Here is a 25,076-nt window from a genome sequence, read left to right as displayed (position 1 = left end):
ATTGATTTATCCATATCAAGTATTTGCATCAAACATGGAAAATAATACTGCAAGAAAATTACTTAATCAGGCAGAGTTAGTTGCAAGCATAACTAATCTGAACGAACAAGAAAAAGAAGTAATTAAATTACAAGAGATATTAGAAAATTATGATGTAGATATCTCCGAATCGTATTGGACACCAGAAAAAAACGAAGCGTTGACACGTGGTTATGGACAGTGGCATGATTTAAGGAAAGGTTAAAGGACTAAACGATTACAAAAAGGCTCAAAAAATTTAAAAAATATGAATGCTGCTCGTTCAAAAATTAAAGCTCGAAAATTAAATATGAAGAAAGCGACTGATATTGTAATTGCAATTGGAATATTTATTGCTGTAGTTGATTTTGCAATTTTCGCTGCTTCAGCAGTGGCTAGTTGGGGCGCGTTTTTCTTAGTATTCATATAGATAAGGAGAATGTTGGTAAATGGAATATTTTGTTAATGATGAACACTGGGATATTGAGGGTTATTCTAAAAATTTAGAACAGTTATCAAAACGTTTGGGTACTTCATATCAATTCCTAAAAGATAATTCTTTTCACGACTATCGATTAGTAAAGATGGAAGTAAAAGAATTAGAAAATTTAGTAATAGAAGTTAATCTGTGTTTACGTAATCCTTATGAAAATATTGACTATATTATTAGATGGAAAAATATCAAAAAATTTTCTTTTCAGTATGATTACTCAAAGTACAAATTTTCCAATTTGGATGATTATGTTACGGATGATGGATATGGGACTGTTGCAGAAGATGAGATCACCGCTTATGATGAAAAATATTTACAACATGAACTTCTTTTTACTTCGAGAATGAAATTACATTTAGTGGGTGAAAGTATTGAGATAAATCGGGTATAACTACTAACGTACTAGAGCTTAATATGACTATGATTGTGTAAAAGTTTAGAGATATAGGTGATCCTTTTTTTGCTCGGGTAAGGCTATTTGTTAGTTTAAATTTAGCCTAACTTATCTAATAAATCCGACAAGTTTTGGCACTATGTTTATATTTATATATATCTAATAATAATCTCAAAATTTTATGTTGGGGAGGCTCATAAAAAAGGATGAAAATAATGAAGAATAAAGGTATGATATTAAGTCTGATACTCAATGTTTTGTTGATAGGTACAACGATTACATTCTTTGTCAAGGCGAACGACACTAAGGTAATGTTAAATACAAAAATCCTGAGTTCTCATACTTATATACCAAAGCGTGATTCCAAAAAGTGGGATAGTAGTAATCCTAAAGGGTACTATCTGTTCACTAAAGATGATCAAAGTATTGAAGTAACCACTTTTCAAGAAAAAATAATTCTAAGCTCAAAGTATAAGTTTGTTGGTAATGGTGTATACGAGCTTTCTGATTCTAAGGGATATATTATTGCAAAGGATAAAGGACTAGATATTTATTTAAAAGAGAGTAATCCCTTAGTATTTGAATCTTATATTATTTTTGATAAATAGGTTATGCGTATAAATTATTTCTAACAGGTATAGTTAGCGATACTGTTCATACTACGACGACCATCTATCACCTCTGAAATGATAGGATATTTTTCTTCTGGAGAATAAAGACTTCTCTTAGACATACAAAAACTCCCTATAAAGTAGATTTGGAAGTTTTGTTTTTCCTTGTCTACTTTATAGGGAGCATATCAGACAACGTTCTAGGCTTATTTTTATTTCCACTCAATTACAATTGTTTTCTTTGAGAAGTCTATAAATAGCACACTCATAGGATTGCCATGAATCTAACAAAATTGACGGTAGATTTTGATGCTAAATTTAGAGTTGGTCTTTGGATTTGGAACATTAGAATCAAAACCAGCGGATTACTTTTCCGAAACGTTTGTAATTGATTAGAAAATTATTATATAATGATTAGTAGTTGTGTGGAAAATTAAAAAAGGAGAAAGATATGAGAAAAATAAAAAGTTTTCCTAAATCATTTTTTGTAGAAGAAAAATATCGCGCGAAAATGGTCAAAGGGAAAAAAGGTTGGGTTATCAAAGGTATGTTGTTTGCGACTTTGCTTGGTGGAGGCATGTTGGTTACAAACTCTACACAAGCAAATGCCGCTGAATGGGTTCCAAATTCAGTTCAACAAATTTCTAATCGGATACAATATTGTTTGCTTTGATAATATTAGGGCTAGATAACGAGAATAAATAGAAACTACTAAAAAATTAAGAAGATAGGATATTACTTTTACTGTTGATTTCAATTCTACAGTAATACGCTGGTATTCTGTGAGTTTAAAAAATAGAAATGAGGATTTTAAATGGAAAAAAGTTATCTTGTTGGTAGCCGCATAAATAAAAATATTTCAAGAATTAAACCTAGTGGGTACTTATCTTTTCAGTTTGATTTGCCGTTTCAGTTACCTGTTCCTAAGGGAATTAATTTAGGATCGACCTATGCGAAAAAAATGATTATTTGTAGGGAAAAATATCGTGAAATTAACGAGACTACAAAGCAGTATTATTCAAGCATTGAAGTTGTGAGTTTTCTATTAAAATCCGGTAGATTAGATTTTTCTGATGATCTTTTAAGCGATTATCTGAATGATTCTATAGAGTTTATAAATAACACAATAGAAAGTATTCTTAACTATCATCAATATACGGAATTAAGAGAAATTTCGAGATTGGATTTACCACAGCATTTCCCAGTATTTTATTTACCTTCATCAATAATTAATGAAAATAAAATTCGAACGATGATGTTTGTAAACAAGGAGTATGATAATTCTCTTTTTCCTATACCTATGTTGAATGTGGAGCAACTTGAAGAAGTTGCCAACTTTTTGGAGAATAAAACAGATGAAGTGTTCTTATCATCAACAAGATATCATAGTAGAGGAAGGTATGATATAGATCATGGATATTACCAAGAAGGTCTAATAAAATTGCAAACAGCAATGGAGATCTTTCTATACACAGTTACAAAATTCATTATGATTCATGAAGGAGAGACCAAAAAGAAAATTTCTAATGTTATGAAGAGGACTAATTTTAAGAATTTAATTGATCAACATTTAGCTCCTTTTTTTAAAAAAAATGGACTTTCCTTTGATCGAGAGAAAAACGGAACTATTCTGAATGATTATTGGAGATTAGTATATTTATTAAGAAATGAAGCTGTTCATGAAGGGAAAAAAATATTTGAAGAAGATGCGCGTAGAGCGTTAGATGTTGTAAATAGTTTCATTAAAGAAATGGTTGATACTATTCTCAAAAGTGATTTTAAGACCTCGATTTATGATTTTTCCAACTTTATAAGATAACATCAGTAAAAACAACTAAGCCTACACAATTAATCAAAAGAAATGTCAAAGGAGATCGTTTGAACATGGATTCATATTATATGCCTGATGATTTAGGAGTTTCTTTGGAGAATCTGTATGCTCTGGAATTGAACTCCCAAGATAAAGAAATTTTTGAAAAGTATGTCGAGATAACGAGATACGTGCAAGAGGTAAATAGTTTATTCCTTATTTTTAGATGTAACTTAACTAATATTCTTAATACTTTTGAATTGAGATTAAATGGTGCTTTAAAAAGAAATAAAAATATAGGTTTTACAGAGGATAGTTATATCTTGGTAAATGCATGGACAAACAATTATATTAGTTCTGCGCGGACATTAACCGAATCAATAGAGAAATGGCTCAAAAATAACGATGTAATACTATTCAATAAATTCAAAAAAGATTTTCTTAGTAAAACCTATGATGAGAAATTTTCATATCGTTTTTTTAACCAAATAAGAAACTTTACACAACACGGACACCTAGCAGTTGATTTTGATTTGGAAGGGAAATTTTGTTTTGATTTTCGTAAAATTTTAGACGTAAAAAATTTTAGTATTTCAAGTACGATGAGTAAAGAGTTGGAAAGTATAAAAAAAGAAATACGCGAGACTTACGGAGATGCTCCGTACATTTCATATGTGCGTACTATTGCTGAGTATAATTTAGCTATCACAAATATTTATAATAGTTTTCTAAATGAAATTGAACCTATTTTGAATGTTAGAATAACAAGTTTGAATGATTTATTGAAGGATGTGACAGATGATCTGTCTGCGAAAAATTTTGTAAAAGACAATCTCTTAATTTATGATTTTGAAGAAGAAACAGGTATTCTACATGTTCTTGACATAAAAGAATATTTCAAAAGAATATTTTTGAGCATAAAAGAGGAATCATGTAAAATCTTAACTCAAGAGAAGAAATTTTTACAAGAAATAGAAATGAAAAGTAAGAAATAGCTAAGGTTTGTAAACTTTATCGTAGAATTGAAATAAAAAATCCTTTGTCAGAGTGACCGACAAAGGATTTTTTGTAGGGAAAATGGTAGGGAACCATCTCGTTTTTAATGAAAATCAAGCATTTTAATAGTTGAAAAACGTTGATTTATCGGCATTCCCCATCCATATTCTGTTAGCTCTTTATTCCCACTCTGTTTTAAGGGTATGGCATATAAGCGAAAATGCTGTAATATCAAGGATTTTGGAAACGTATAAAATCGAATAAATTATATTTAAAAAAATAAAAAGTGCAATAAAAGTGCAGTATTTGCACCTAAGCAGACCTGATTAAATTCGAAATGGAATTCTAAACTCAATATTCATTTAAATGATAGACGTTCATAATGAGCGTCTATTTTTTATGCTTTGAAAGGTTGTGATACTAACAAATTTTTAAATGAATAAAGTAAGCCAAAAATATTTTATGTGAGAAAGGAACGATACACTTATGGAATTAAAATATGTCATTCCCAATATGGAAAAAACATTTGGTCAATTAGAATATGCTGGTGAAGGGAATATTGAACAACGTCGAGTCAATGGCAGACCAACTATTCTCTCTCGTAGCTACAATTTATACTCAACGATTCAACGAGCAGATGATATTGTTGTCATTCTTCCCTCCGAAGCTGGCGAGAAACATTTTGAATCCGACGAAAAAGTCAGACTCATCAACCCACGTATTACCGCAGAAGGTTATAAAATTGGCAATAGAGGATTTACCAATTACATTATGCACGCAGACGATATGGTGAAAGCTTAAGAAAGGAAAGGTGAAAAAATATGAGATTAGCAGAAGGTATTGTGATTGAAAAAGACCAGACATTTGGCACATTGAAATTTTCCGCTTTACGTCGTGAGGTTCGTATTCAAAATGAAGATGGTTCGGTTTCCGAAGAAATTAAAGAACGTACCTATGACTTAAAATCAAAAGGACAAGGACGCATGATACAAGTCAGTATCCCCGCTTCTGTTCCTTTGAAAGAATTTGACTACAACGCAGAAGTGGAATTAATCAATCCTGTGGCAGATACCGTAGCGACGGCTACTTTTCGAGGGGCAGACGTTGATTGGTACGTGAAAGCAGACGATCTTGTATTAAAAGGACAGACAAAACCTCATCAGAAATATAAAAAAGAAGCGTCCGAAAGTGAAAAATAGGTGTTGCTTATGACAAACACACCATTGATTTTGAAAGAAATTCCGAAAGATGAAGCCATTTCTTTTATTCGGCAATACCATTATTCAAAGATACTCCCTAGATTGTGTAAATACTTTCTAGGGATTTTTTCAGAAGAAAAATTATTAGGCGTTGTGGAATTAGGCTGGGGTACGCAACCCCTACAAACCATACGCAAACTCTTTCCCGACAGTTCCCTTCAAACCACAGATTATTTAGAAATTGGAAAGATGTGTTTTCTTCCAGAAATGAATCAAACCAATTATTTTGGCAGTCAAGCTCTTTCAGCTCTAATTAAGTGGTTGAAAGAACATACGGACTGTCATTTTTTATATACATTGGCAGATGGAATTGAGGGAAAATGTGGCTATGTCTATCAAGCGTCCAACTTCTTTTACTGCGGGTATTTCAAGACAAGTGTCTATCGTGATAAACAGTCATGGGAAAAGATACACCCTCGAAGTGCTCGCCTTTTATTAGAGGAAAATGCTCGTTTTGAACAGGTAGAGAAAAAGCATTGGCTTTCCCAGGCATTTTGCGAATACAAAGGGATTGAGAAAATCAATGGACGCATGTTTCGCTATCTCTATCCGTTGACAAAAGAAGCGAAAAAACTGTTAGGACACACGCTCTATCGACGTCATTATTATCCGAAAGAAAAAGATTTACGCTTTGAAAAGCGAATCGCTTATCGGAAATATGAAGCCATTTCTCAACCAACTTTTGATAAACAGGCTCGTATCTACAATACACAATTATTTTGATAGATGGAAAGGAGGATTTTTATGCCATTGCTTCATGACAGAGGAAAGCGAATCAAAGCCAACGATAAGGACTTGGTCTATCATTTTGTGCTGATTTCATTGCTGATAGTTTTTCTAGTCGTTCTACTCCCTTTTCATTGGAGAACGTTACAATCGGTGAATTGGCAAACAGTTCAGTTAGATACATTTTTCTATCAACTGCATACGCCATACTTTTGGAGCAGTATTCTCACTGCTTTTTTTGTATGCGGACTCATCAGCTGGCTCTATTATCACTATCGCATAGATTCTATAAAACAGTTAGAGCACCGTCAAAAGTTAGCTCGTATGATTTTAGAAAACCATTGGTATGAAGCCGAAGAAACTCAATCAGAGGGATTCTTTAAAGACTTATCCAGCAAGAAAACCAAACAACGAATCCGCCATTTTCCTAAAATGTATTACCGAATGAAAGATGGACTGATCCATATTCATGTAGAAATCACTTTAGGGAAATATCAAGATCAGCTCTTGCACTTAGAAAACAAACTAGAAACAGGCTTGTATTGTGAATTAGTGGAAAAAACGTTGAAAGATTCTTATGTAGAGTATGTTCTACTTTATGACACCATTGGCAATCGAATTGGCATTGAAGATGTGGTAGCTCAAGATGGACGTGTCAAATTGATGGAATCGGTCTATTGGGAGTTTGATTCTCTCCCTCACATGTTAATTGCTGGGGGCACGGGTAGTGGAAAATCCTATTTTATTCTCACATTGATTGAATCTCTCCTGCATACAAATGCGAAGCTTTATATTCTCGACCCTAAAAATGCTGATTTGGCAGACTTAGGAGCGGTCATAGATAATGTCTATTACCGTAAAGACGATATGCTGGCATGTATTAGTCAATTTTACGACGATATGATTGCCCGTAGTGAAACCATGAAGCAACACCCGAACTACAAAACAGGAGAAAATTATGCGTATCTTGGTCTACCTGCGAACTTCCTGATTTTTGATGAATATGTGGCGATGATGGATATGTTAGGTCGTGATAGTGCACAAGTTATGAATAAACTCAAACAAATTGTTATGCTCGGACGACAAGCAGGCTTCTTTTTAATTCTTGCCTGTCAGCGTCCAGACGCAAAATATTTTAGTGATGGTATTCGAGATAACTTTAACTTCCGTGTGGCTTTGGGTCGTATGTCTGAAATGGGCTTCGGTATGATGTTTGGAAGCGATACACAAAAACAATTTTTCTTAAAACCCATCAAGGGAAGAGGTTATGTGGATACAGGAAAAAGTGTGATTAGTGAGTTTTATACACCCCTTGTACCAAAAAGGTATGATTTCTTAGGAGAAATAGGAAAAGTCATTCAAAAAAAGCAATCTGAGCCTGTACCGCACGAAGTGAAAGGTACAGGTTCAGACTTGCTTTGATTGGTGTGGCGTTAGCCACGCCAATCCTTTAGCCCCCTCTACCTAACAGGGGGGCACAAATACAACTGAAAACAGGCAATTCTCATCAACCAATGTTGATGGTACAAGGAATTGCGGAAAATAGGAAAGATGTAAACTCAAGGGTCATAGTTTACATCTTTTTTAGATTGGAGGTTTGCGAATGGAAAACGAAAAAATTTGGATTAAGGAATTGAAAGAAAAGCGACTGGCTTATGGCGTTTCTCAAAATAAACTGGCGGTTGCTTCTCATATTACCAGACCTTACCTATCGGATATTGAAACAGGCAAGGCAGTCCCTACTCAACAGGTGAAAGAAGATTTACTGAACGCTTTGGAACGCTTCAATCCCGATAACCCATTGGAGATGTTATTCGACTATGTACGGATTCGATTCCCTACCAATGATGTGTCTCAAATTATCGGTGAGGTTTTACGCTTGAATATGGATTATATGCTACACGAAGACTTTGGCTATTATTCTTATCCCGAACACTATCGTTTCGGTGATATTGTTGTCCTAGTCTCTCATGATGTAAGTAAAGGGGTTTTATTAGAACTGAAAGGAAAAGGCTGTCGGCAATTTGAAAACTTTCTATTGGCTCAACATCGGAGCTGGTATGGTTTCTTTCAAGATTGCATGGAACATAAAGGTATTTTCAAACGCTTGGATTTAGCCATCAACGATAAAACAGGGATTTTGAATATTCCAGAATTGGCAAAGAAATGTAAACAGGAAGAATGTATTTCCGTCTTTCGGAGCTTTAAAAATTATCGCAGTGGTGAATTGGTTCACCGTGATGAAAAACCAGACATGGGAAACACCCTTTATATTGGCTCATTAAAAAGCGAAGTCTATTTCTGTATATATGAGAAAGATTATGAGCAATACGTGAAAAATGATATTGCCTTAGAAGACGCAGAAATAAAGAATCGCTTTGAAATTCGTTTGAAAAACGACAGAGCCACTCAAGCCATGAAAGATTTGTTGGAACATCAAAATGCAGAAAAAACAGCGTTTGAGATTATCAATCGTTATATTCGCTTTGCCGATAAGGACGAAACCAAGCGACGGAGTGATTGGCAAACCAATGAACGCTGGGAATGGTTTATCGGCAAAAATCGTGGAGCATTACGCCTAACCATACAGCCAGAACCTTATTCTTTTGAACGAACATTGAACTGGTTACATCATCAAGTCGCCCCTACATTAAAAGTCGCAAGCATTTTAGATATTCTCAACGGTACAACCATTATTTCCACCATGATTCATGAAGCCAAACTGACAGAAAAACATGAGAAATTAATTGAACAACAACATCTAGGCATGGAGGATTTGATTACATGAGCCTCTTAACAGAAGAATTAAAGAAGTTAGGGTTTCAAGCGTATATACAAAATACAGGGAAATATACGTCTCTCATTATTGAGGGAAAACGGCAAGCTGGTGATACCATCTATACCTATGATTTTTACAAAGTGAGCTTTTATAAGAATTATACCAGTCGAATAACTGTTTATGGAGAGCATTTAACTCCTTTTCAATTATTAAAGCGTGTAAAAAGCTATATCTACTATCGAGAAAAATATCTTAAGGAAAGGAGGACAATCACATGAATTTTGGGCAGAATTTGTACAACTGGTTCTTGGATAATGCACAGTCATTGGTATTGTTAGCGATTGTCGTCATTGGACTGTTTTTAGGTTTTAAACGAGAATTTTCAAAACTTATTGGCTTTTTGATTATTGCTTTAATCGCCGTCGGACTTGTGTTCAATGCAGCTGGCGTGAAAGATGTGTTATTAAACTTATTTAACCGAATCATTGGTGCTTAACAGATATTTTTCATGATAAAATAGGAAGTATATATTTTGTTATGAAAGGATCCATGAATATGTTTACAAATGATCAATTTAAATCTCTTTTAATTAAAACATTAGAAAGAAAGAGCTCTTCAAATTATTATGAAGGAGGTAACGAGATTGTTTCTAAAATGAAAATATCAGAGGTAACTTTAGATGAGACTAACGAGTTTACTTATTATAAAGGATACAAAAGGGATTGGAATACGCTTTGCACCTATCTTAAAATAAGAGCTCCTTTTGATGATTTAGACTTTTTTGAAAGTCATAAAGATTTGCTTACCCAGACAGCAAGCTCCATATATGATAAACAAGGTGATAATGTATTAGTGGATACTATTTTAGTACCACTTCCAGAGAATTACGAAGTAATTAACTTTAGTCAGTTGAAAATTAGTGATGTGATTTCACAAGCTATTGAAGACGCTGAGTCTTTCATGAGTAATGGTGAATATCAACGTGCCTTTGACAGAGTTCACACTGCTTTTCATGGATATTTAATTGAAATACTAAAAAAATATGAAATTACAGTTCCTAGAGACGAAAATCTATCTAAATTATATAGTAGGATACAACAATTAATTGAAAAAGAAATTCAACCTACTGAACTTGCTGATATAGTGAAGACAACGATAAGGTCATCAAATGGAATGATTAGCTCTCTTAATGAAGCAAGAAATAGGCATTCACTTGCACATCCTAATACAAATATTATTGGAAAGAGAGAAGCAAAACTAATAATAGGTATTTCAAGTACAGTTACAGATTATATTAGCGGATACCTTGATAAGTAGCGTCATTAACTGATTGCTACTTTTTTTTTGACTATATTTTATAAAAAGGATGTGATAAGAATTGGAATTGAAAGTCTATGTGGCAAATTTGGGACGGTATAATGAAGGTGAATTAGTTGGATCATGGTTTACTCCACCAATTGATGAGGAAGAAATGGCAGAAAGAATCGGTTTAAATGAGAACTACGAAGAATACGCCATACATGATTTTGAGCTTCCTTTTGATGTGGACGAATACACGCCAATTAGTGAAATCAACCGTCTATGTGAAGCCATTCAAGAAATCGAAGGTACACCTATTTATAATGAACTCAAAGAAATTCAAGGCATGTGGTTTAGTAGCTTGGAAGAATTACTGGAAAACAAAGAGAATATTCATTGTTATAGTGAATGTGATTCTATGGAAGATGTCGCCCGTTATTATGTGGAAGAAACAGGACAACTTGGTGAAGTACCTTCTAATTTACAAAATTATATTGATTATCAAGCTTTGGGACGTGATATGGAAATAGAGGGAAATTATCTTATCACCTCTCATGGAGTATTTGAGTATTCTAATTAACATGGATTACTCTAAACTAGCAATACTGCTATAATAATTTTATACGTTCTGAATTAAGGAGGATTGTTCAATTGGTAATAATAGATGTTTATGGGAAAATAACAAAAATAAAATTGTCAGATAAATTGAAACTATATATATCTAATGTTTCTGATGACTGGAAGGAAAGCATTATAGAAGACATGTTACAAGAAATTCGACAACAAAAAGTTGACATGGCAGATAATTTGAAAAGGTATGGTAAAACATTTCAAACAGAATATTCTATATCTTATTTGAAAGAAATCGTTCACGCCAATGTTGAAGACTATACAAAATATAATTTAGATTCTATTGAGTCATGTCTTCAATGCCTTGTTGATAATATGATATGTCTATTCTTTGACTATGAATATCAGGATATGCCTTTTTTTGATTGGACAAGCAATTGCTTTGATGGTCGTTTTTGTGAAGAGGATTACGCTGAAAAAGTGATGTATTTTAGTAACTTTGTAAATCATGATATACAAAATGGTATTCATATGAACTGCATTTATACAAGTAATATGAATCCTAAAGAGCATACTAGGATATTATCAAATCTAAGTTTTAGAATTGATTCAAACTTTAAAGGGTGCAGGACTACAGACGACTACATTACGGAACTTAAAAAAATGGGCAACCGAATTGATTCTATACTAAAATCGGAAAACGATTATTACAAATTAGATTATATTATGAACGGGATATATAGTGATAATAGTTATAATCAAAATCATTATTTAAAGACTTTTACTTTGTTAGAACTTGTATTATTAAAACCAAATCAGAATACAAATGAAATTGACAAATTACTAATACCTTATCTTGATAAGAAATATGGAGAGGTTTCGAGTGAAGTAGCAAAATTATTAAGACAAATGAGAAATAAAATCGGACATGGTGATTTCAAAGGTTTTAACGAAAAAGCAGAAAAATTCGCTCAAAAATTTATGAAACACTTTCATTTTGACTATACAGAATACAGTAGATTAAATTGGGTATTACTTCATACCTGCTGTCTTTTAGATGATTTACTCAGAATAACTATTTTTCAACAATTAAAAGTCACAAAATAATTATTATTTTATAGAGCAATCACCTATTTTGATTGCTCTTTTTCTATTTTTACGGAAAGGACGTGAAGACATGAAAAAAATAAGAAGTTACACCAGTATTTGGTCAGTAGAAAAAGTGATTTATGCAATTAATGATTTACAACTCCCTTTTCCCATAACCTTTACACAAATGACATGGTTTATCGTTTCTTTGTTTGTCGTTATAATCTTTGGCAGTTTACCACCACTTTCCTTGATTGACGGAGCACTACTCAAATACTTAGGGATTCCCGTTGTCCTCACTTGGTTCATGTGTCAAAAAACCTTTGACGGGAAGAAACCCTATGGATTTTTAAAATCTATTATTACCTATGCTCTACGCCCTAAAATAACCTATGCTGGCAAACAAATACGATTAAATAAAGAAAAAATGAATGAATCAATCACGATTGTAAGGAGTGAACAATTAAATGGCACACCCCATTAAATATATCGAAGATAATCTCGTATTTAATCATGATGGCGAAGTATTTGCTTATTATGAATTAATTCCCTATAATTACAGTTTTTTAAGTTCCGATGAAAAAGTTCAAGTTCATGATAATTTCCGTCAATTGATTGCCCAAAATCGTGATGGTAAGATTCATGCCCTGCAACTAGCAACCGAATCAAGTATTCGAGCGACACAGGAACAATCGAAAAAAGAAATCACTGGACGATTAAAAGAGATAGCTTACGAAAAAATAGATGAACAGACCGAAGCGTTAGTTTCTATGATTGGTGACAATCAAGTGGACTATCGCTTTTTTATTGGTTTTAAACTCTTGCTGAATGAACAGGAAGTATCGGTCAAAAATATTGGCAAAGACATTCAAAAAGCATTTGCGGAATTCTTTCATGGCGTGAATCACAAGTTGATGGGCGATTTTGTTTCTATGCCTATGTCAGAAATCGAACGCTTTTCTAAAATGGAACAGTTATTAGAAAGTAAATTATCCAGACGCTTTCACATTCGCCCATTGGGGAAAGATGATTTTGGGTATATCATTGCCCACCTTTACGGTCAAACAGGGATTCCTTTTGATGACTACGACTACCATTTACCCAAACGATATGAAGATAAAAAAGTGTTGGTAAAGAAATACGATATTATTAAACCCACTCGCTGTTTAATCGAAGAAAAGCAACGCTACTTACGGATGGAACAGGAAGATACTACCACTTATGTGGCGTATTTTACGATTAACAGTATCGTCGGCGAATTGGATTTCCCCAATAGTGAGATTTTTTATTACCAGCAACAACAGTTCACTTTCCCGATTGATACCAGCATGAATGTTGAAATTGTTGCTAATAAAAAAGCTCTGTCTACCGTTCGCAACAAAAAGAAAGAATTGAAAGACTTGGATAGTCACGCATGGGAAAGCGACAATGAAACCAGTACCAATGTGGTGGACGCTTTAGAATCTGTCGACGAATTAGAAACCAACCTAGACCAAACCAAAGAATCCATGTACAAACTAAGCTATGTGGTACGGGTATCGGCAAAAAATCTGGACGAGTTGAAACAACGTTGTGATGAAGTAAAAGATTTTTATGATGATTTGTCTATCAAATTAGTACGACCTTTTGGCGATATGCTAGGCTTGCATAATGAATTTATTCCCTCAAGCAAGCGATATATCAATGACTATATTCAATATGTCACGTCGGATTTTTTGGCTGGTCTTGGTTTCGGAGCTACACAAATGCTTGGTGAAAATTCTGGTATTTACGTCGGTTACAATCTCGATACAGGCAGAAATATTTATCTCCAACCCAGCCTTGCAAGTCAAGGAATTAAAGGCTCTGTGACGAATGCGTTAGCGTCTGCTTTTATTGGTTCATTAGGTGGCGGAAAATCATTCTCTAACAATATGCTGGTCTATTATTCGGTACTCTTTGGCGGACAGGCAATCATTGTAGACCCAAAAGCTGAACGTGGCAAATGGAAAGAAACCTTACCTGATATTGCCCATGAAATCAATATCGTTAATCTCACGAGTGAGAACGACAATAAAGGGTTACTTGACCCTTATGTGATCTTAAAACTCCCGAAAGATTCAGAAAGCCTAGCCATTGATATTCTCACGTTCTTAACAGGCATTTCCAGCCGAGATAGCGAGAAGTTTCCTGTCCTGCGTAAAGCGATTCGGAGTGTCACTCAAAGCGAACAACGAGGGTTGTTATTGGTGATTGATGAATTGCGAAAAGAAGATACACCCATCAGCAATAGTATTGCTGACCATATCGAAAGCTTTGTCGATTATGATTTTGCCCATCTGTTATTCAGTGATGGCAATGTCACCCAATCCATTAGCTTGGAAAAACAACTCAATATTATTCAAGTGGCAGATTTGGTCTTACCCGATTCCAATAGCTCTTTTGAAGAATACACCACCATGGAATTATTAAGTGTGGCAATGCTGATTGTCATTAGTACCTTTGCTTTAGACTTTATCCACTCTGACCGTTCCATTTTTAAAATTGTTGACCTTGATGAAGCTTGGAGTTTTTTACAAGTGGCACAAGGAAAAGCTCTATCTATGCGTTTAGTTCGGGCAGGGCGTGCCATGAATGCAGGGGTCTATTTCGTTACTCAAAACGCCGACGATTTACTAGATGAAAAGATGAAGAATAATATTGGCTTGAAATTCGCCTTTCGTTCCACTGACCTAGTGGAAATCAAAAAGACCTTAGAATTTTTTGGCGTGGACAAGGAAGATGAAAACAATCAGAAACGCTTACGTGAATTAGAAAATGGACAATGTTTAGTTTCAGACATCTATGGTCGTGTAGGGGTTATGCAGTTTCACCCGATTTTTGAAGAGTTGCTTCATGCCTTTGATACCAGACCGCCTGTGCGAAATGAGGGGGAAAAATGACACAAAAACAAAAGAAATTTCTTCACTATAGTTGGATAACGCTCCTTTGTGTGGGCGTTATTTTACTTTTATTAGGCACGCTGGGCAATGCAGTACAAGCAACAGGCTTAGTTGATGAAACCATTGATACAAGCAACGAGTATTCCAAGTATGGTTTAAATCATTATCAGCTTGATTATTATGTGGACAATAGCTGGGGCTGGCTGCCGTGGAATTGGAGTGACGGCATAGGGCAATCAGTGATGTATGGACTGTATGCCATTACCAATTTCATTTGGACGATTTCTCTTTATCTTTCCAACGCCACAGGCTATTTGGTCAAAGAAGCCTACGCCTTGGATTTCATTAGTCAAACGTCTCAAGCGATTGGTGAGAACATGCAGACCATTGCAGGGATTACACCGAATGGCTTTTCCAGTTCGGGTTTTTATGTCGGCTTCCTTCTTCTTTTTATTCTGATTGTTGGAATCTACGTTGCCTATACAGGACTGGTGAAACGAGAAACGACCAAAGCTATACGAGCTGTGTTAAATTTTGTGGTGGTGTTTATTCTATCAGCTTCCTTTATTGCGTATGCTCCCGATTATATTGCGAAAATCAATGATTTTTCCAAAGATGTGAGCACTGCCAGTTTAGATATTGGGACAAAGATTGTCCTTCCCGATACGGATAGTCAAGGCAAAGACAGTGTGGATATGATACGTGATAGCCTATTTTCTGTTCAAGTCAAGCAACCGTGGTTATTACTTCAATATGGCTCAACCGATATAGAAACCTTAGGTGAAGACCGTGTGGAAAAGTTATTGGCTACCAGTCCAGATACAAACAATGGTGAAGATAGAGAAAATGTAGTGATTGAAGAAATTGAAGATCATGACAATACCTATTTAACACTCCCGAAGACCATTTCCCGATTAGGAACGGTCTTCTTTTTGTTTGTATTCAATATTGGTATCTCGATTTTTGTTTTCCTTCTAACAGGAATCATGATTTTTTCGCAAGTGCTATTTATTATTTTCGCTATGTTTTTGCCAATCAGTTTCCTATTAAGTATGTTGCCGAGTTTTGATGGCATGGGCAGGCATGCCATTACCAAGTTATTTAATGTGATTATGACAAGGGCTGGTATTACCTTGATTATTACCGTTGCCTTTAGTATTTCCACTATGCTTTATTCGCTGTCAGCAAGTTCTCCCTTTTTCATGATTATGTTTTTACAAATTGTGACCTTTGCAGGGATTTATTTTAAACTGGGCGATTTAATGAGCCTATTCTCTTTACAAAGCAACGACTCTCAAAACATGGGCAGACAAGTGTTTCGCAGACCTCGTCAAATGATGAATCGACAAACCAGAAGATTTCAACGCAGTATGAGTAAGATTTTTCGTGGAAAAGCAGGGTCAACGAAGCAAAAGACAATGACAACAAAGCAGAATCAAACCAATAAAGCTAACCATACTCGTCAAAATGAACGGACTACACCAAAGAAAGAAACAGCACTTTCCAATGTGAAAAAGCAACAAGGCGGTATCGGGCAACGATTAGGTGAAAAGACAGCCCATGTATTGGACACGAAAAATCGTCTAGTCAATAAAAGAAAGCAGGCTAAACAACAGATACAGGCGACACCAACCCATGTCAAATATGCCCTTCATCAAGGAAAAGAGAATGTCACTCATAATGTAACAGACTTTAAACAATCTATGGCAGATACCAAAGCTCAACGCAAACAACAGCGTATGAACCAGCAGGAGCAAAAACGAAAGAACATTGCTCAAAAGCGTTTGGAGCTGGATAAAGCAAAAGAAAAAAGACGAAAAGAAAACCCATCATCTCCTGTTCAGAATAACCAGCAGCATGTTCGCAAGCGTCAGCAAACCGTCACGCCTGTTTTGTCACAAAACACTAAACGTGAAAATCATCAGCGACCATTGAAAAAAGAGCAAAAACAAAAGACACCACCGAAGCAATTCAATCAGAGGAAGCTAAATAAAAGAACGGATAAGCGAGGACAACAAACATGAAGCTAAAAATAACAGTGATTTGTAGTGTGGTCTTCTCTCTCTTCTTTTTTCTCTTATTATTCCTAGTCATTTTCTTTGCAGATGATACGGACAGTGGCGAAAACAACAAGGATTCTTCTATTTCACAAGGCGGTGTGACCGTTTCACCAGAAGTGTTGGCACACCGTCCGTTGATTGAAAAATATGGTAAGGAATATGGGATTGAAGACTATGTTTCTTATATCTTAGCCATTATGCAAGTGGAATCGGGCGGTACAGCAGAAGATGTTATGCAAAGTTCCGAATCTTTGGGTTTACCGCCCAACAGTTTGAGTACCGAAGAGTCCATCAAACAAGGGGTTAAATATTTCAGTGAATTATTAACCAGTGCAGAACAACAAGGAGTGGATATAGATTCTGTTATCCAATCTTATAATTATGGCGGTGGCTTTTTAAATTATGTGAGGAGTCATGGGAAAAAATATACCTATGAATTAGCCGAACAGTTTTCTAAAGAGAAGTCGGGTGGTCAAAAAGCAGACTATCCCAATCCCATAGCCATACCTGTGAATGGTGGTTGGCGATATAACTATGGAAATCAGTTTTATGTTCAGTTGGTTTCACAATACCTAACCGACACTTCCCCAACAGAATTTGATGATGAAACCGTGCAAGTCATTATGGACGAAGCCTTGAAATACGAAGGGTTTCCCTATGTCTTTGGAGGGGCGTCGCCTACCACCTCTTTTGATTGTAGTGGCTTAATACAATGGGTGTATGACAAAGCTGGCATTTCTCTCCCTCGTGTCGCCCAAGATCAGTATGACGCTACGCAAGAAATCTCTATGGAAGAAGCCCAAGCAGGCGACCTTATCTTCTTTCATTCAACCTATAATGCAGGCACATATGTGACTCATGTGGCGATATATTTAGAGGGAAATCGCTTTTATCATGCAGGCGACCCAATCGGTTATGGCGACTTAAGCAGTCGTTATTGGCAAGACCATCTGATTGGGGCTAGACGTGTTATTCATAACTAAGAAAGGAATGAATCAAATGATTATAAAAATCGAGCGAAAAGAAAAGAAGGAGAAACCAAAGAAATCTAAAAAACCGAGCAAGCAAAGAAAAGTTCCGATGATTAAAGTTGGCACGCATAAGAAATTAACCTTTGTTTTATGGGTTTTATTGATTGGTAGTGTCGGATTTGGAATCTATAAAAATTTTACTGCCATTGACACTCATACTGTCCGTGAAACAGAAATCATTAAACAGCAGATTGTCGATACCAACCAAGTAGAAAGTTTTGTGAAATCCTTTGCGAAAGACTACTTTTCGTGGCAACAATCCCAAGAAGCCATTGATAAACGAAATGAAAAATTGACCCATTATTTGACGGAAGAATTGCAGGTATTAAATGAAGAAATGATTCGTAAGGATATTCCTACTAGTTCTAGTGTGAACGATATACAGGTGTGGCAGGTTTCTCAAGTGAATGAGAACACCTTTGAGGTACTGTTTTCTGTTGAACAAGTTATTACCGAAGACAAAGACAAGGAAACTATATCGTCTAGCTTTCATGTGGTTGTCCATATAGATGAATCAGATAATATGGTTATTATCAAAAATCCGACAATGAGTAAGAAACCTCAAAAATCGGACTACCAACCCAAACAGCTAGAAAGTGACCATACAGTAGATACAGAAACGATGGACGAAATCACTAGCTTTTTAGAAACGTTCTTCCAGCTCTATCCTACCGCCACAGAAAAAGAATTGACTTACTATGTAAGTAATCATGTGTTACCTATGATTAACAAGGAATATGTTTTCGAGGAATTGGTGAATCCTATCTTTACCAGAAAAGATAACCAAGTAATCGTGAATGTCGCTGTGAAATATTTAGATCAAGAAACAAAGGCAACCCAAATCTCGCAATTTGAGTTGATATTAGAAAAACAAGATAATTGGAAGATTGTAAAATAACAAATATTGGTACATGATTACAGATACTTTGTAATCATGTACTCTTTTTGATAAAAAATTGGAGATTCCTTTACAAATATGCTCTTACGTGCTATTATTTAAGTGACTATTTAAAAGGAGTTAATAAATATGCGGCAAGGTATTCTTAAATAAACTGTCAATTTGATAGCGGGAACAAATAATTAGATGTCCTTTTTTAGGAGGGCTTAGTTTTTTGTACCCAGTTTAAGAATACCTTTATCATGTGATTCTAAAGTATCCAGAGAATATCTGTATGCTTTGTATACCTATGGTTATGCATAAAAATCCCAGTGATAAAAGTATTTATCACTGGGATTTTTATGCCCTTTTGGGTTTTTGAATGGAGGAAAATCACATGAAAATTATTAATATTGGAGTTTTAGCTCATGTTGATGCAGGAAAAACTACCTTAACAGAAAGCTTATTATATAACAGTGGAGCGATTACAGAATTAGGAAGCGTGGACAAAGGTACAACGAGGACGGATAATACGCTTTTAGAACGTCAGAGAGGAATTACAATTCAGACAGGAATAACCTCTTTTCAGTGGGAAAATACGAAGGTGAACATCATAGACACGCCAGGACATATGGATTTCTTAGCAGAAGTATATCGTTCATTATCAGTTTTAGATGGGGCAATTCTACTGATTTCTGCAAAAGATGGCGTACAAGCACAAACTCGTATATTATTTCATGCACTTAGGAAAATGGGGATTCCCACAATCTTTTTTATCAATAAGATTGACCAAAATGGAATTGATTTATCAACGGTTTATCAGGATATTAAAGAGAAACTTTCTGCCGAAATTGTAATCAAACAGAAGGTAGAACTGTATCCTAATATGTGTGTGACGAACTTTACCGAATCTGAACAATGGGATACGGTAATAGAGGGAAACGATGACCTTTTAGAGAAATATATGTCCGGTAAATCATTAGAAGCATTGGAACTCGAACAAGAGGAAAGCATAAGATTTCAGAATTGTTCTCTGTTCCCTCTTTATCATGGAAGTGCAAAAAGTAATATAGGGATTGATAACCTTATAGAAGTTATTACTAATAAATTTTATTCATCAACACATCGAGGTCCGTCTGAACTTTGCGGAAATGTTTTCAAAATTGAATATACAAAAAAAAGACAACGTCTTGCATATATACGCCTTTATAGTGGAGTACTACATTTACGAGATTCGGTTAGAGTATCAGAAAAAGAAAAAATAAAAGTTACAGAAATGTATACTTCAATAAATGGTGAATTATGTAAGATTGATAGAGCTTATTCTGGAGAAATTGTTATTTTGCAAAATGAGTTTTTGAAGTTAAATAGTGTTCTTGGAGATACAAAACTATTGCCACAGAGAAAAAAGATTGAAAATCCGCACCCTCTACTACAAACAACTGTTGAACCGAGTAAACCTGAACAGAGAGAAATGTTGCTTGATGCCCTTTTGGAAATCTCAGATAGTGATCCGCTTCTACGATATTACGTGGATTCTACGACACATGAAATTATACTTTCTTTCTTAGGGAAAGTACAAATGGAAGTGATTAGTGCACTGTTGCAAGAAAAGTATCATGTGGAGATAGAACTAAAAGAGCCTACAGTCATTTATATGGAGAGACCGTTAAAAAATGCAGAATATACCATTCACATCGAAGTGCCGCCAAATCCTTTCTGGGCTTCCATTGGTTTATCTGTATCACCGCTTCCGTTGGGAAGTGGAATGCAGTATGAGAGCTCGGTTTCTCTTGGATACTTAAATCAATCATTTCAAAATGCAGTTATGGAAGGGATACGCTATGGTTGCGAACAAGGATTATATGGTTGGAATGTGACGGATTGTAAAATCTGTTTTAAGTACGGTTTATACTATAGCCCTGTTAGTACTCCAGCAGATTTTCGGATGCTTACTCCTATTGTACTGGAGCAAGCCTTTAGAAAAGCTGGAACAGAATTGTTAGAGCCATATCTTAGTTTTAAAGTTTATGCACCACAGGAATATCTTTCACGGGCATATAACGATGCTCCCAAATATTGTGCAAATATCGTAAATACTCAACTGAAAAATAATGAGGTCATTATTATTGGAGAAATTCCTGCTCGATGTATTCAAGATTATCGCAATGATTTAACTTTTTTTACAAATGGGCTTAGTGTTTGTTTAGCAGAGCTAAAAGGATATCAGGTTACCACTGGCGAACCTGTTTGCCAGACCCGTCGTCTAAATAGTCGGATAGATAAAGTAAGATATATGTTCAATAAAATAACTTAGTGCGTTTTATGTTGTTATATAAATATGGTTTCTTATTAAATAAGATGAAATATTCTTTAATATAGATTTGAATTAAAGTGGAAAGGAGGAGATTGTTATTATAAACTACAAGTGGATATTGTGTCCTATTTGTGGAAATAAAACAAGACTACGAATACGAGTGGATACTATACTTAAAAATTTCCCTTTATACTGCCCCAAATGTAAGAACGAAACTTTAATTAATGTTCAAAAAATGAATATAATAACAATCAAAGAGCCAGACGCCAAGACGCAGAGCCGATAATTTGAGAAATGAAACTCTCATCTTATCGGCTCTTTTTGTTTATCTGAATTTTACTGACTAGCCTTCAATATTTCTTGCTTCATTGATACCTTTTGCTAGTGCTTCCATTAAGGATAGTTCTTTGTCTGTAAAGCTATCCATGTATTTTTCTATCTGTAGCCTTCGAGTGCTTTTTATCAAATTATCTGTAGGTAAGAAAAATTCATCAATAGACACATGGAGTAATGATACAAGATCATAAAGCACCTGTGTACTTGGGTGTTGCCCTTTATTTTCTATATTTGTTAAATAACGTGGGTCAATTTCAATGATTGTTCCTACTTGTTCACGGGTGAGACCACGTTTTATTCGAGCCTCTTTAATCGCTAGACCAACGGCTCTAAAATCGTATTTATCTTCTTTTTTACGCATAATAAACCACCTCTATACATTTTACTGTTCCTATCCAAGTGGAAACAGGTATAGAAAAACGTGTTATGTAGTTTGTGAGTTCTTTTAAGAGCGCTATTATGCTTATGAATGTGATAAATCCAATCTCAAATAGAAAGGTCGCTGATTTTATTTACCCATACAACTATATAAAATTTAGTTATGCTGCTAAAAAGTAGATAAAATTGGCGACTGAATGGAGGTCACAGTCGCCATGAAAAAGATACGTCACTATCTAATTCTCTTAATTAGGTTCTTATCAAAAAAACTTACCCACCTACACTAGATAAATATGACCATCAATGTGGTTTTACAAATCGTATAGACAGAACAATTGAAGCACATGAACAGAGAAAACAATCTGTTTATGTGTTTTTTTGGCTACTTCGTGAATATCTTTTAAGATTTTTCTTCACTTATGCAACAAATCCCCCTTTCGTGTCGGGACTTAGTATGAAGGGAGATAAAGAAGTACATGCCACTCCCTTTCACGACAGAAAGGGGGTGAAAAACATGAAACCATCTTCTTTTCAAGAAACCATAGAAAATCAGTTTGACTATATCTGCAAACAAGCCATTGAAGATGAACGGAAAGATTATTTCAAACATCTAAGCAGACTGTCCAAAAAAGAAGTTTCATTTTCTGAAATAGATAACTACCTTGTCACCTCTTTTTCTACGGTTGATACGTATGTCACTGATTTTCAACTATTCACATTGTATGGATTAAGAATCAATGTTGAAAGTGATTTGTTAAGCGAAGCCTTACGCCACCTTCCAGAGAACAAGCGGAACATCATTTTACTTCATTATTTTATGGATATGAGTGATGTGGAAATTGCAGAATTACTAAATGTAAATCGTTCAACAGTTTATCGTCATCGAATAAGTGGACTAGCCATGATTAAAGAATTCATGAAGGAGTGTAAAGAATGAAAACAGCCTATCCAAGGGTTCCCTTCCCCCTCATTGTAAAGGCGACAGATGGCGACGTGGAAGCAATTAATCAGATTGTTAAACATTATCGAGGGTATACCTCAAAACGTTCTTTGCGTCGCATGACAGACGAATATGGCAATTCTCATATGGTTATTGATGAAACCCTACGTGGCAGAATGGAAACAAAACTCATCACCAAGATTTTAGCGTTCGAAATTAAATAATCTCATTTTTTCGTGGAAGCGTGTTGAACCGTTCCACGCTTCCCGATTTGGGAGGTTTGTTATTCCATCAAAGCCTACTGTATGTTCAGTATGTTTTGATAGGCTAACAAGCCAAACGTTCTTTGACAATTGAATAAAGCCAATCGAATACGTTTCGATAAGAAAAGAGCCAACGAACTAACACGCCATGATCTATGAAGATAGCGAGCGATTCATGTTAAAACTTCGTAAACAATCTTTAGCAGGATTGTTGCCATGACTTTCTTATCGTGATAATGATACTCCCGTATAGCCACAGTCCGAGCGTTAGTAGCGTCGCAGACAATGGGTACGGCTACATGAAAATCATGCAGGGGTGAAATGCCCGTGAGCTTTGCTAGAGCTGTTCGATTGCTGGGATATTCTTCTCTTGTCAATGTATTATCATAAAAATATTTGATATAATTATAGGTGAATATTGGAGTTTTCCTAGCCTATAATGGGAAAGGAGTAATAATGATAACGGTCACAAAAAAAGATTTAGTTGAGCTAGGATATGGAACTTCTTTTTCAGCAGACATCATAAAAAAAGCAAAAGAATTGATGATTACAAAAGGGCATACCTACTATCAATCTCGAAAGTTAGATAGAGTCCCTCGTGAAGCTGTTGAAGAAATTCTAGGAATTCGGTTTTCAAATGAAAACAGGTCTGAGTAGTTTTTGCACAGTAAGGAGTAAAAACTATGGTTAAAGACCCAATAAAAAAAGCAAAGAATGGAACCTATTATTTTCGTGCAAATCTAGGTTATGATTCTAAAGGAAAAAAAATTCAAAAATATCGTAGTGGATTCACTACTAAAAAAGAAGCAAGAGAAGAATATTCAAAACTACTACTGATGAAACCAGAAGAATTAAGTGAGAATAAGGATAAAATGACGTTTAATCATTATATCTTTGAAATTTTTCTTCCATGGTATAAGACACAGGTAAAGCTCAGAACATATGAAAATCGCTTACCAACTATTAAGAAACATTTCTCTTATTTTGATAAAATGGCTGTTTCCGATATTGAGCCTATTGATGTGCAAAATTGGCAACTAAAATTATCAAAGAAATGTAAGTCTTCTTATGTGAGAGCTGTTCAAGGACTATTTTCAGTTGCTATGGATCGAGCAATTGTCCTTGGGATAACCACCACAAATCCATCTAAGATTATTGGCAATGTGAAAAAGCAAAAGTCTAAAATTGAATTTTGGACAAAAGAAGAATTTGAAAAAGTAATCTCTCTAATTTATAAAGAAGATTACTATCAACACTTTTTATTTATCTCTCTGTGGTTTTTATTTATGACTGGAATGCGAATTGGTGAAGCTACTGCCATTCAATGGGAAGATATTGATTTTGACTCTGGAGTACTAACCATCAACAAAACACTTTATTACAAGAATCAATCGGATTATAGATTTGTTGAACCAAAAACAAAGGCGAGTGTTCGTCATATTGTATTAGATGAATGTACTCTAAATTATCTATCCGAATGGAAGAAAGCACAACAAAATCTAATTCAGACAGACTTTGTAATGAGCTATAACGGTATTCCTACCCAAAAACATACGCTAGCACATGCTATTGAACGCTATGCTAAGCTGGCTAGTATTCATCGAATCAGAATTCATGGTTTACGGCATTCGCATGCTTCCTTGTTAATCAGTATGGGAGAAAACCCACTCATCATTAAAGACCGTTTAGGACATGAAGATATTGAGACGACTTTAGGAACGTATGGACATCTTTATCCTAACAGTAATTTTGAGGTAGCTAACAAATTAAATGGAGCCATTTCCTTTAAAGAAGCAAAACAAAATTATGATACTTCACCAAAGAATCAATTTACTGTAGACTACTTGCGAAACAAAGAAATGAAAAAAGTGCAATAAAAGTGCAGTAAAAAAATAAGAAGAGCCAGAAA

28 protein-coding genes and 1 pseudogene are annotated in these 25,076 nt (G+C 34.9%); 28 read left to right on the top strand and 1 reads right to left on the bottom strand.

The window, feature by feature from the left end; translation table 11 throughout:
- The first annotated feature begins 34 nt into the window (after nucleotides 1-34).
- The 24 genes and pseudogenes from K4422_RS10700 to K4422_RS10585 all read left to right on the top strand — a co-directional run bounded on the left by K4422_RS10700 (nucleotide 35) and on the right by K4422_RS10585 (nucleotide 21,536).
- Nucleotides 35-244, top strand: coding sequence for a hypothetical protein (locus tag K4422_RS10700; protein ID WP_206903327.1), 210 nt, complete (start codon nucleotides 35-37; stop codon nucleotides 242-244).
- Nucleotides 245-467: 223 nt separating this feature from the next.
- Nucleotides 468-902 (top strand): hypothetical protein, encoded by a 435-nt coding sequence (locus tag K4422_RS10695; protein WP_230711088.1) that lies wholly within the window; start codon nucleotides 468-470, stop codon nucleotides 900-902.
- Between the two features lie 218 nt (nucleotides 903-1,120).
- Nucleotides 1,121-1,513 carry a hypothetical protein gene (locus K4422_RS10690; protein WP_230711087.1) on the top strand — a complete coding sequence of 131 codons (393 nt, stop codon included), beginning with the start codon at nucleotides 1,121-1,123 and terminating at the stop codon, nucleotides 1,511-1,513.
- 454 nt (nucleotides 1,514-1,967) lie between these two features.
- The gene (locus tag K4422_RS10685; protein ID WP_230711086.1) at nucleotides 1,968-2,189 is read left to right on the top strand and encodes a hypothetical protein; all 222 of its coding nucleotides are present in this window, start codon (nucleotides 1,968-1,970) and stop codon (nucleotides 2,187-2,189) included.
- Nucleotides 2,190-2,330: 141 nt separating this feature from the next.
- Nucleotides 2,331-3,335 carry a hypothetical protein gene (locus K4422_RS10680; protein WP_230711085.1) on the top strand — a complete coding sequence of 335 codons (1,005 nt, stop codon included), beginning with the start codon at nucleotides 2,331-2,333 and terminating at the stop codon, nucleotides 3,333-3,335.
- A gap of 65 nt (nucleotides 3,336-3,400) precedes the next feature.
- Nucleotides 3,401-4,321, top strand: a complete 921-nt coding sequence (locus K4422_RS10675; protein WP_230711084.1) for a hypothetical protein — start codon at nucleotides 3,401-3,403, stop codon at nucleotides 4,319-4,321.
- Between the two features lie 487 nt (nucleotides 4,322-4,808).
- Nucleotides 4,809-5,123 (top strand): YdcP family protein, encoded by a 315-nt coding sequence (locus K4422_RS10670; RefSeq protein WP_000421280.1) that lies wholly within the window; start codon nucleotides 4,809-4,811, stop codon nucleotides 5,121-5,123.
- Nucleotides 5,124-5,143: 20 nt separating this feature from the next.
- On the top strand, nucleotides 5,144-5,521 hold the full coding sequence (locus K4422_RS10665) for a YdcP family protein (RefSeq protein WP_001234189.1): 378 nt from the start codon (nucleotides 5,144-5,146) through the stop codon (nucleotides 5,519-5,521).
- A 9-nt stretch (nucleotides 5,522-5,530) separates the two neighbouring features.
- The gene (locus K4422_RS10660) at nucleotides 5,531-6,304 is read left to right on the top strand and encodes a Mom family adenine methylcarbamoylation protein (protein WP_000185760.1); all 774 of its coding nucleotides are present in this window, start codon (nucleotides 5,531-5,533) and stop codon (nucleotides 6,302-6,304) included.
- A gap of 21 nt (nucleotides 6,305-6,325) precedes the next feature.
- Nucleotides 6,326-7,729, top strand: coding sequence for an FtsK/SpoIIIE domain-containing protein (locus K4422_RS10655; protein ID WP_001130247.1), 1,404 nt, complete (start codon nucleotides 6,326-6,328; stop codon nucleotides 7,727-7,729).
- Nucleotides 7,730-7,910: 181 nt separating this feature from the next.
- A complete protein-coding gene (mobT, locus tag K4422_RS10650; protein ID WP_000426691.1) occupies nucleotides 7,911-9,095 on the top strand; it encodes a MobT family relaxase in 1,185 nt (394 codons plus the stop codon).
- Entirely contained in the window at nucleotides 9,092-9,364 is a 273-nt protein-coding gene (locus K4422_RS10645; protein WP_000055367.1) for a hypothetical protein, read from the top strand. The genes mobT and K4422_RS10645 overlap by 4 nt, the downstream gene beginning before the upstream one ends.
- Entirely contained in the window at nucleotides 9,361-9,582 is a 222-nt protein-coding gene (locus tag K4422_RS10640) for a hypothetical protein (protein ID WP_001009054.1), read from the top strand. The genes K4422_RS10645 and K4422_RS10640 overlap by 4 nt, the downstream gene beginning before the upstream one ends.
- Before the next feature lie 59 nt (nucleotides 9,583-9,641).
- Nucleotides 9,642-10,403, top strand: a complete 762-nt coding sequence (locus tag K4422_RS10635; RefSeq protein WP_000494842.1) for an abortive infection family protein — start codon at nucleotides 9,642-9,644, stop codon at nucleotides 10,401-10,403.
- A gap of 61 nt (nucleotides 10,404-10,464) precedes the next feature.
- Complete coding sequence (locus K4422_RS10630; RefSeq protein ID WP_000421245.1) at nucleotides 10,465-10,965, top strand: antirestriction protein ArdA; 501 nt, start codon at nucleotides 10,465-10,467, stop codon at nucleotides 10,963-10,965.
- 71 nt (nucleotides 10,966-11,036) lie between these two features.
- Entirely contained in the window at nucleotides 11,037-12,062 is a 1,026-nt protein-coding gene (locus K4422_RS10625) for a hypothetical protein (protein WP_000234705.1), read from the top strand.
- A 70-nt stretch (nucleotides 12,063-12,132) separates the two neighbouring features.
- Nucleotides 12,133-12,528, top strand: coding sequence for a conjugal transfer protein (locus K4422_RS10620; RefSeq protein WP_000723886.1), 396 nt, complete (start codon nucleotides 12,133-12,135; stop codon nucleotides 12,526-12,528).
- Nucleotides 12,512-14,965 (top strand): ATP-binding protein, encoded by a 2,454-nt coding sequence (locus K4422_RS10615; RefSeq protein ID WP_000941001.1) that lies wholly within the window; start codon nucleotides 12,512-12,514, stop codon nucleotides 14,963-14,965. The genes K4422_RS10620 and K4422_RS10615 overlap by 17 nt, the downstream gene beginning before the upstream one ends.
- A complete protein-coding gene (locus K4422_RS10610; protein ID WP_000192390.1) occupies nucleotides 14,962-16,989 on the top strand; it encodes a CD3337/EF1877 family mobilome membrane protein in 2,028 nt (675 codons plus the stop codon). The genes K4422_RS10615 and K4422_RS10610 overlap by 4 nt, the downstream gene beginning before the upstream one ends.
- Nucleotides 16,986-18,008 carry a bifunctional lytic transglycosylase/C40 family peptidase gene (locus K4422_RS10605; RefSeq protein WP_000768374.1) on the top strand — a complete coding sequence of 341 codons (1,023 nt, stop codon included), beginning with the start codon at nucleotides 16,986-16,988 and terminating at the stop codon, nucleotides 18,006-18,008. The genes K4422_RS10610 and K4422_RS10605 overlap by 4 nt, the downstream gene beginning before the upstream one ends.
- Nucleotides 18,009-18,024: 16 nt before the next feature.
- Nucleotides 18,025-18,954, top strand: coding sequence for a conjugal transfer protein (locus tag K4422_RS10600; RefSeq protein WP_000584387.1), 930 nt, complete (start codon nucleotides 18,025-18,027; stop codon nucleotides 18,952-18,954).
- 313 nt (nucleotides 18,955-19,267) lie between these two features.
- A pseudogene (locus K4422_RS13660) lies at nucleotides 19,268-19,315 on the top strand (hypothetical protein); the annotation flags it as partial.
- 15 nt (nucleotides 19,316-19,330) lie between these two features.
- Nucleotides 19,331-21,250 carry a tetracycline resistance ribosomal protection protein Tet(M) gene (gene tet(M), locus K4422_RS10590; RefSeq protein ID WP_000691737.1) on the top strand — a complete coding sequence of 640 codons (1,920 nt, stop codon included), beginning with the start codon at nucleotides 19,331-19,333 and terminating at the stop codon, nucleotides 21,248-21,250.
- 100 nt (nucleotides 21,251-21,350) lie between these two features.
- A complete protein-coding gene (locus K4422_RS10585) occupies nucleotides 21,351-21,536 on the top strand; it encodes a cysteine-rich KTR domain-containing protein (protein ID WP_413926387.1) in 186 nt (61 codons plus the stop codon).
- Between the two features lie 57 nt (nucleotides 21,537-21,593).
- Here K4422_RS10585 and K4422_RS10580 read toward each other — a convergent pair whose 3' ends face one another.
- A complete protein-coding gene (locus K4422_RS10580) occupies nucleotides 21,594-21,947 on the bottom strand; it encodes a helix-turn-helix transcriptional regulator (RefSeq protein WP_001227349.1) in 354 nt (117 codons plus the stop codon).
- A gap of 531 nt (nucleotides 21,948-22,478) precedes the next feature.
- Between K4422_RS10580 and K4422_RS10575 the strand changes: the two genes are divergently transcribed.
- The 4 genes from K4422_RS10575 to K4422_RS10560 all read left to right on the top strand — a co-directional run bounded on the left by K4422_RS10575 (nucleotide 22,479) and on the right by K4422_RS10560 (nucleotide 25,044).
- Complete coding sequence (locus K4422_RS10575; RefSeq protein ID WP_000804878.1) at nucleotides 22,479-22,901, top strand: RNA polymerase sigma factor; 423 nt, start codon at nucleotides 22,479-22,481, stop codon at nucleotides 22,899-22,901.
- Complete coding sequence (locus K4422_RS10570) at nucleotides 22,898-23,128, top strand: helix-turn-helix domain-containing protein (RefSeq protein ID WP_000845144.1); 231 nt, start codon at nucleotides 22,898-22,900, stop codon at nucleotides 23,126-23,128. Before K4422_RS10575 ends, K4422_RS10570 begins: the two co-directional genes overlap by 4 nt.
- Before the next feature lie 495 nt (nucleotides 23,129-23,623).
- Complete coding sequence (locus K4422_RS10565; RefSeq protein WP_000633909.1) at nucleotides 23,624-23,824, top strand: DUF3173 domain-containing protein; 201 nt, start codon at nucleotides 23,624-23,626, stop codon at nucleotides 23,822-23,824.
- Nucleotides 23,825-23,850: 26 nt separating this feature from the next.
- Nucleotides 23,851-25,044, top strand: a complete 1,194-nt coding sequence (locus K4422_RS10560; protein ID WP_000237798.1) for a site-specific integrase — start codon at nucleotides 23,851-23,853, stop codon at nucleotides 25,042-25,044.
- Nucleotides 25,045-25,076: the final 32 nt, after the last annotated feature.

The sequence above is a fragment of the Enterococcus sp. SMC-9 genome (assembly GCF_021011285.1).
Taxonomy (GTDB): Bacteria; Bacillota; Bacilli; order Lactobacillales; family Enterococcaceae; genus Enterococcus_C; species Enterococcus_C montenegrensis.
The sequence above is the reverse complement of the archived record's forward strand: the minus strand, read 5'-3'. Positions and strand labels throughout refer to the sequence as shown.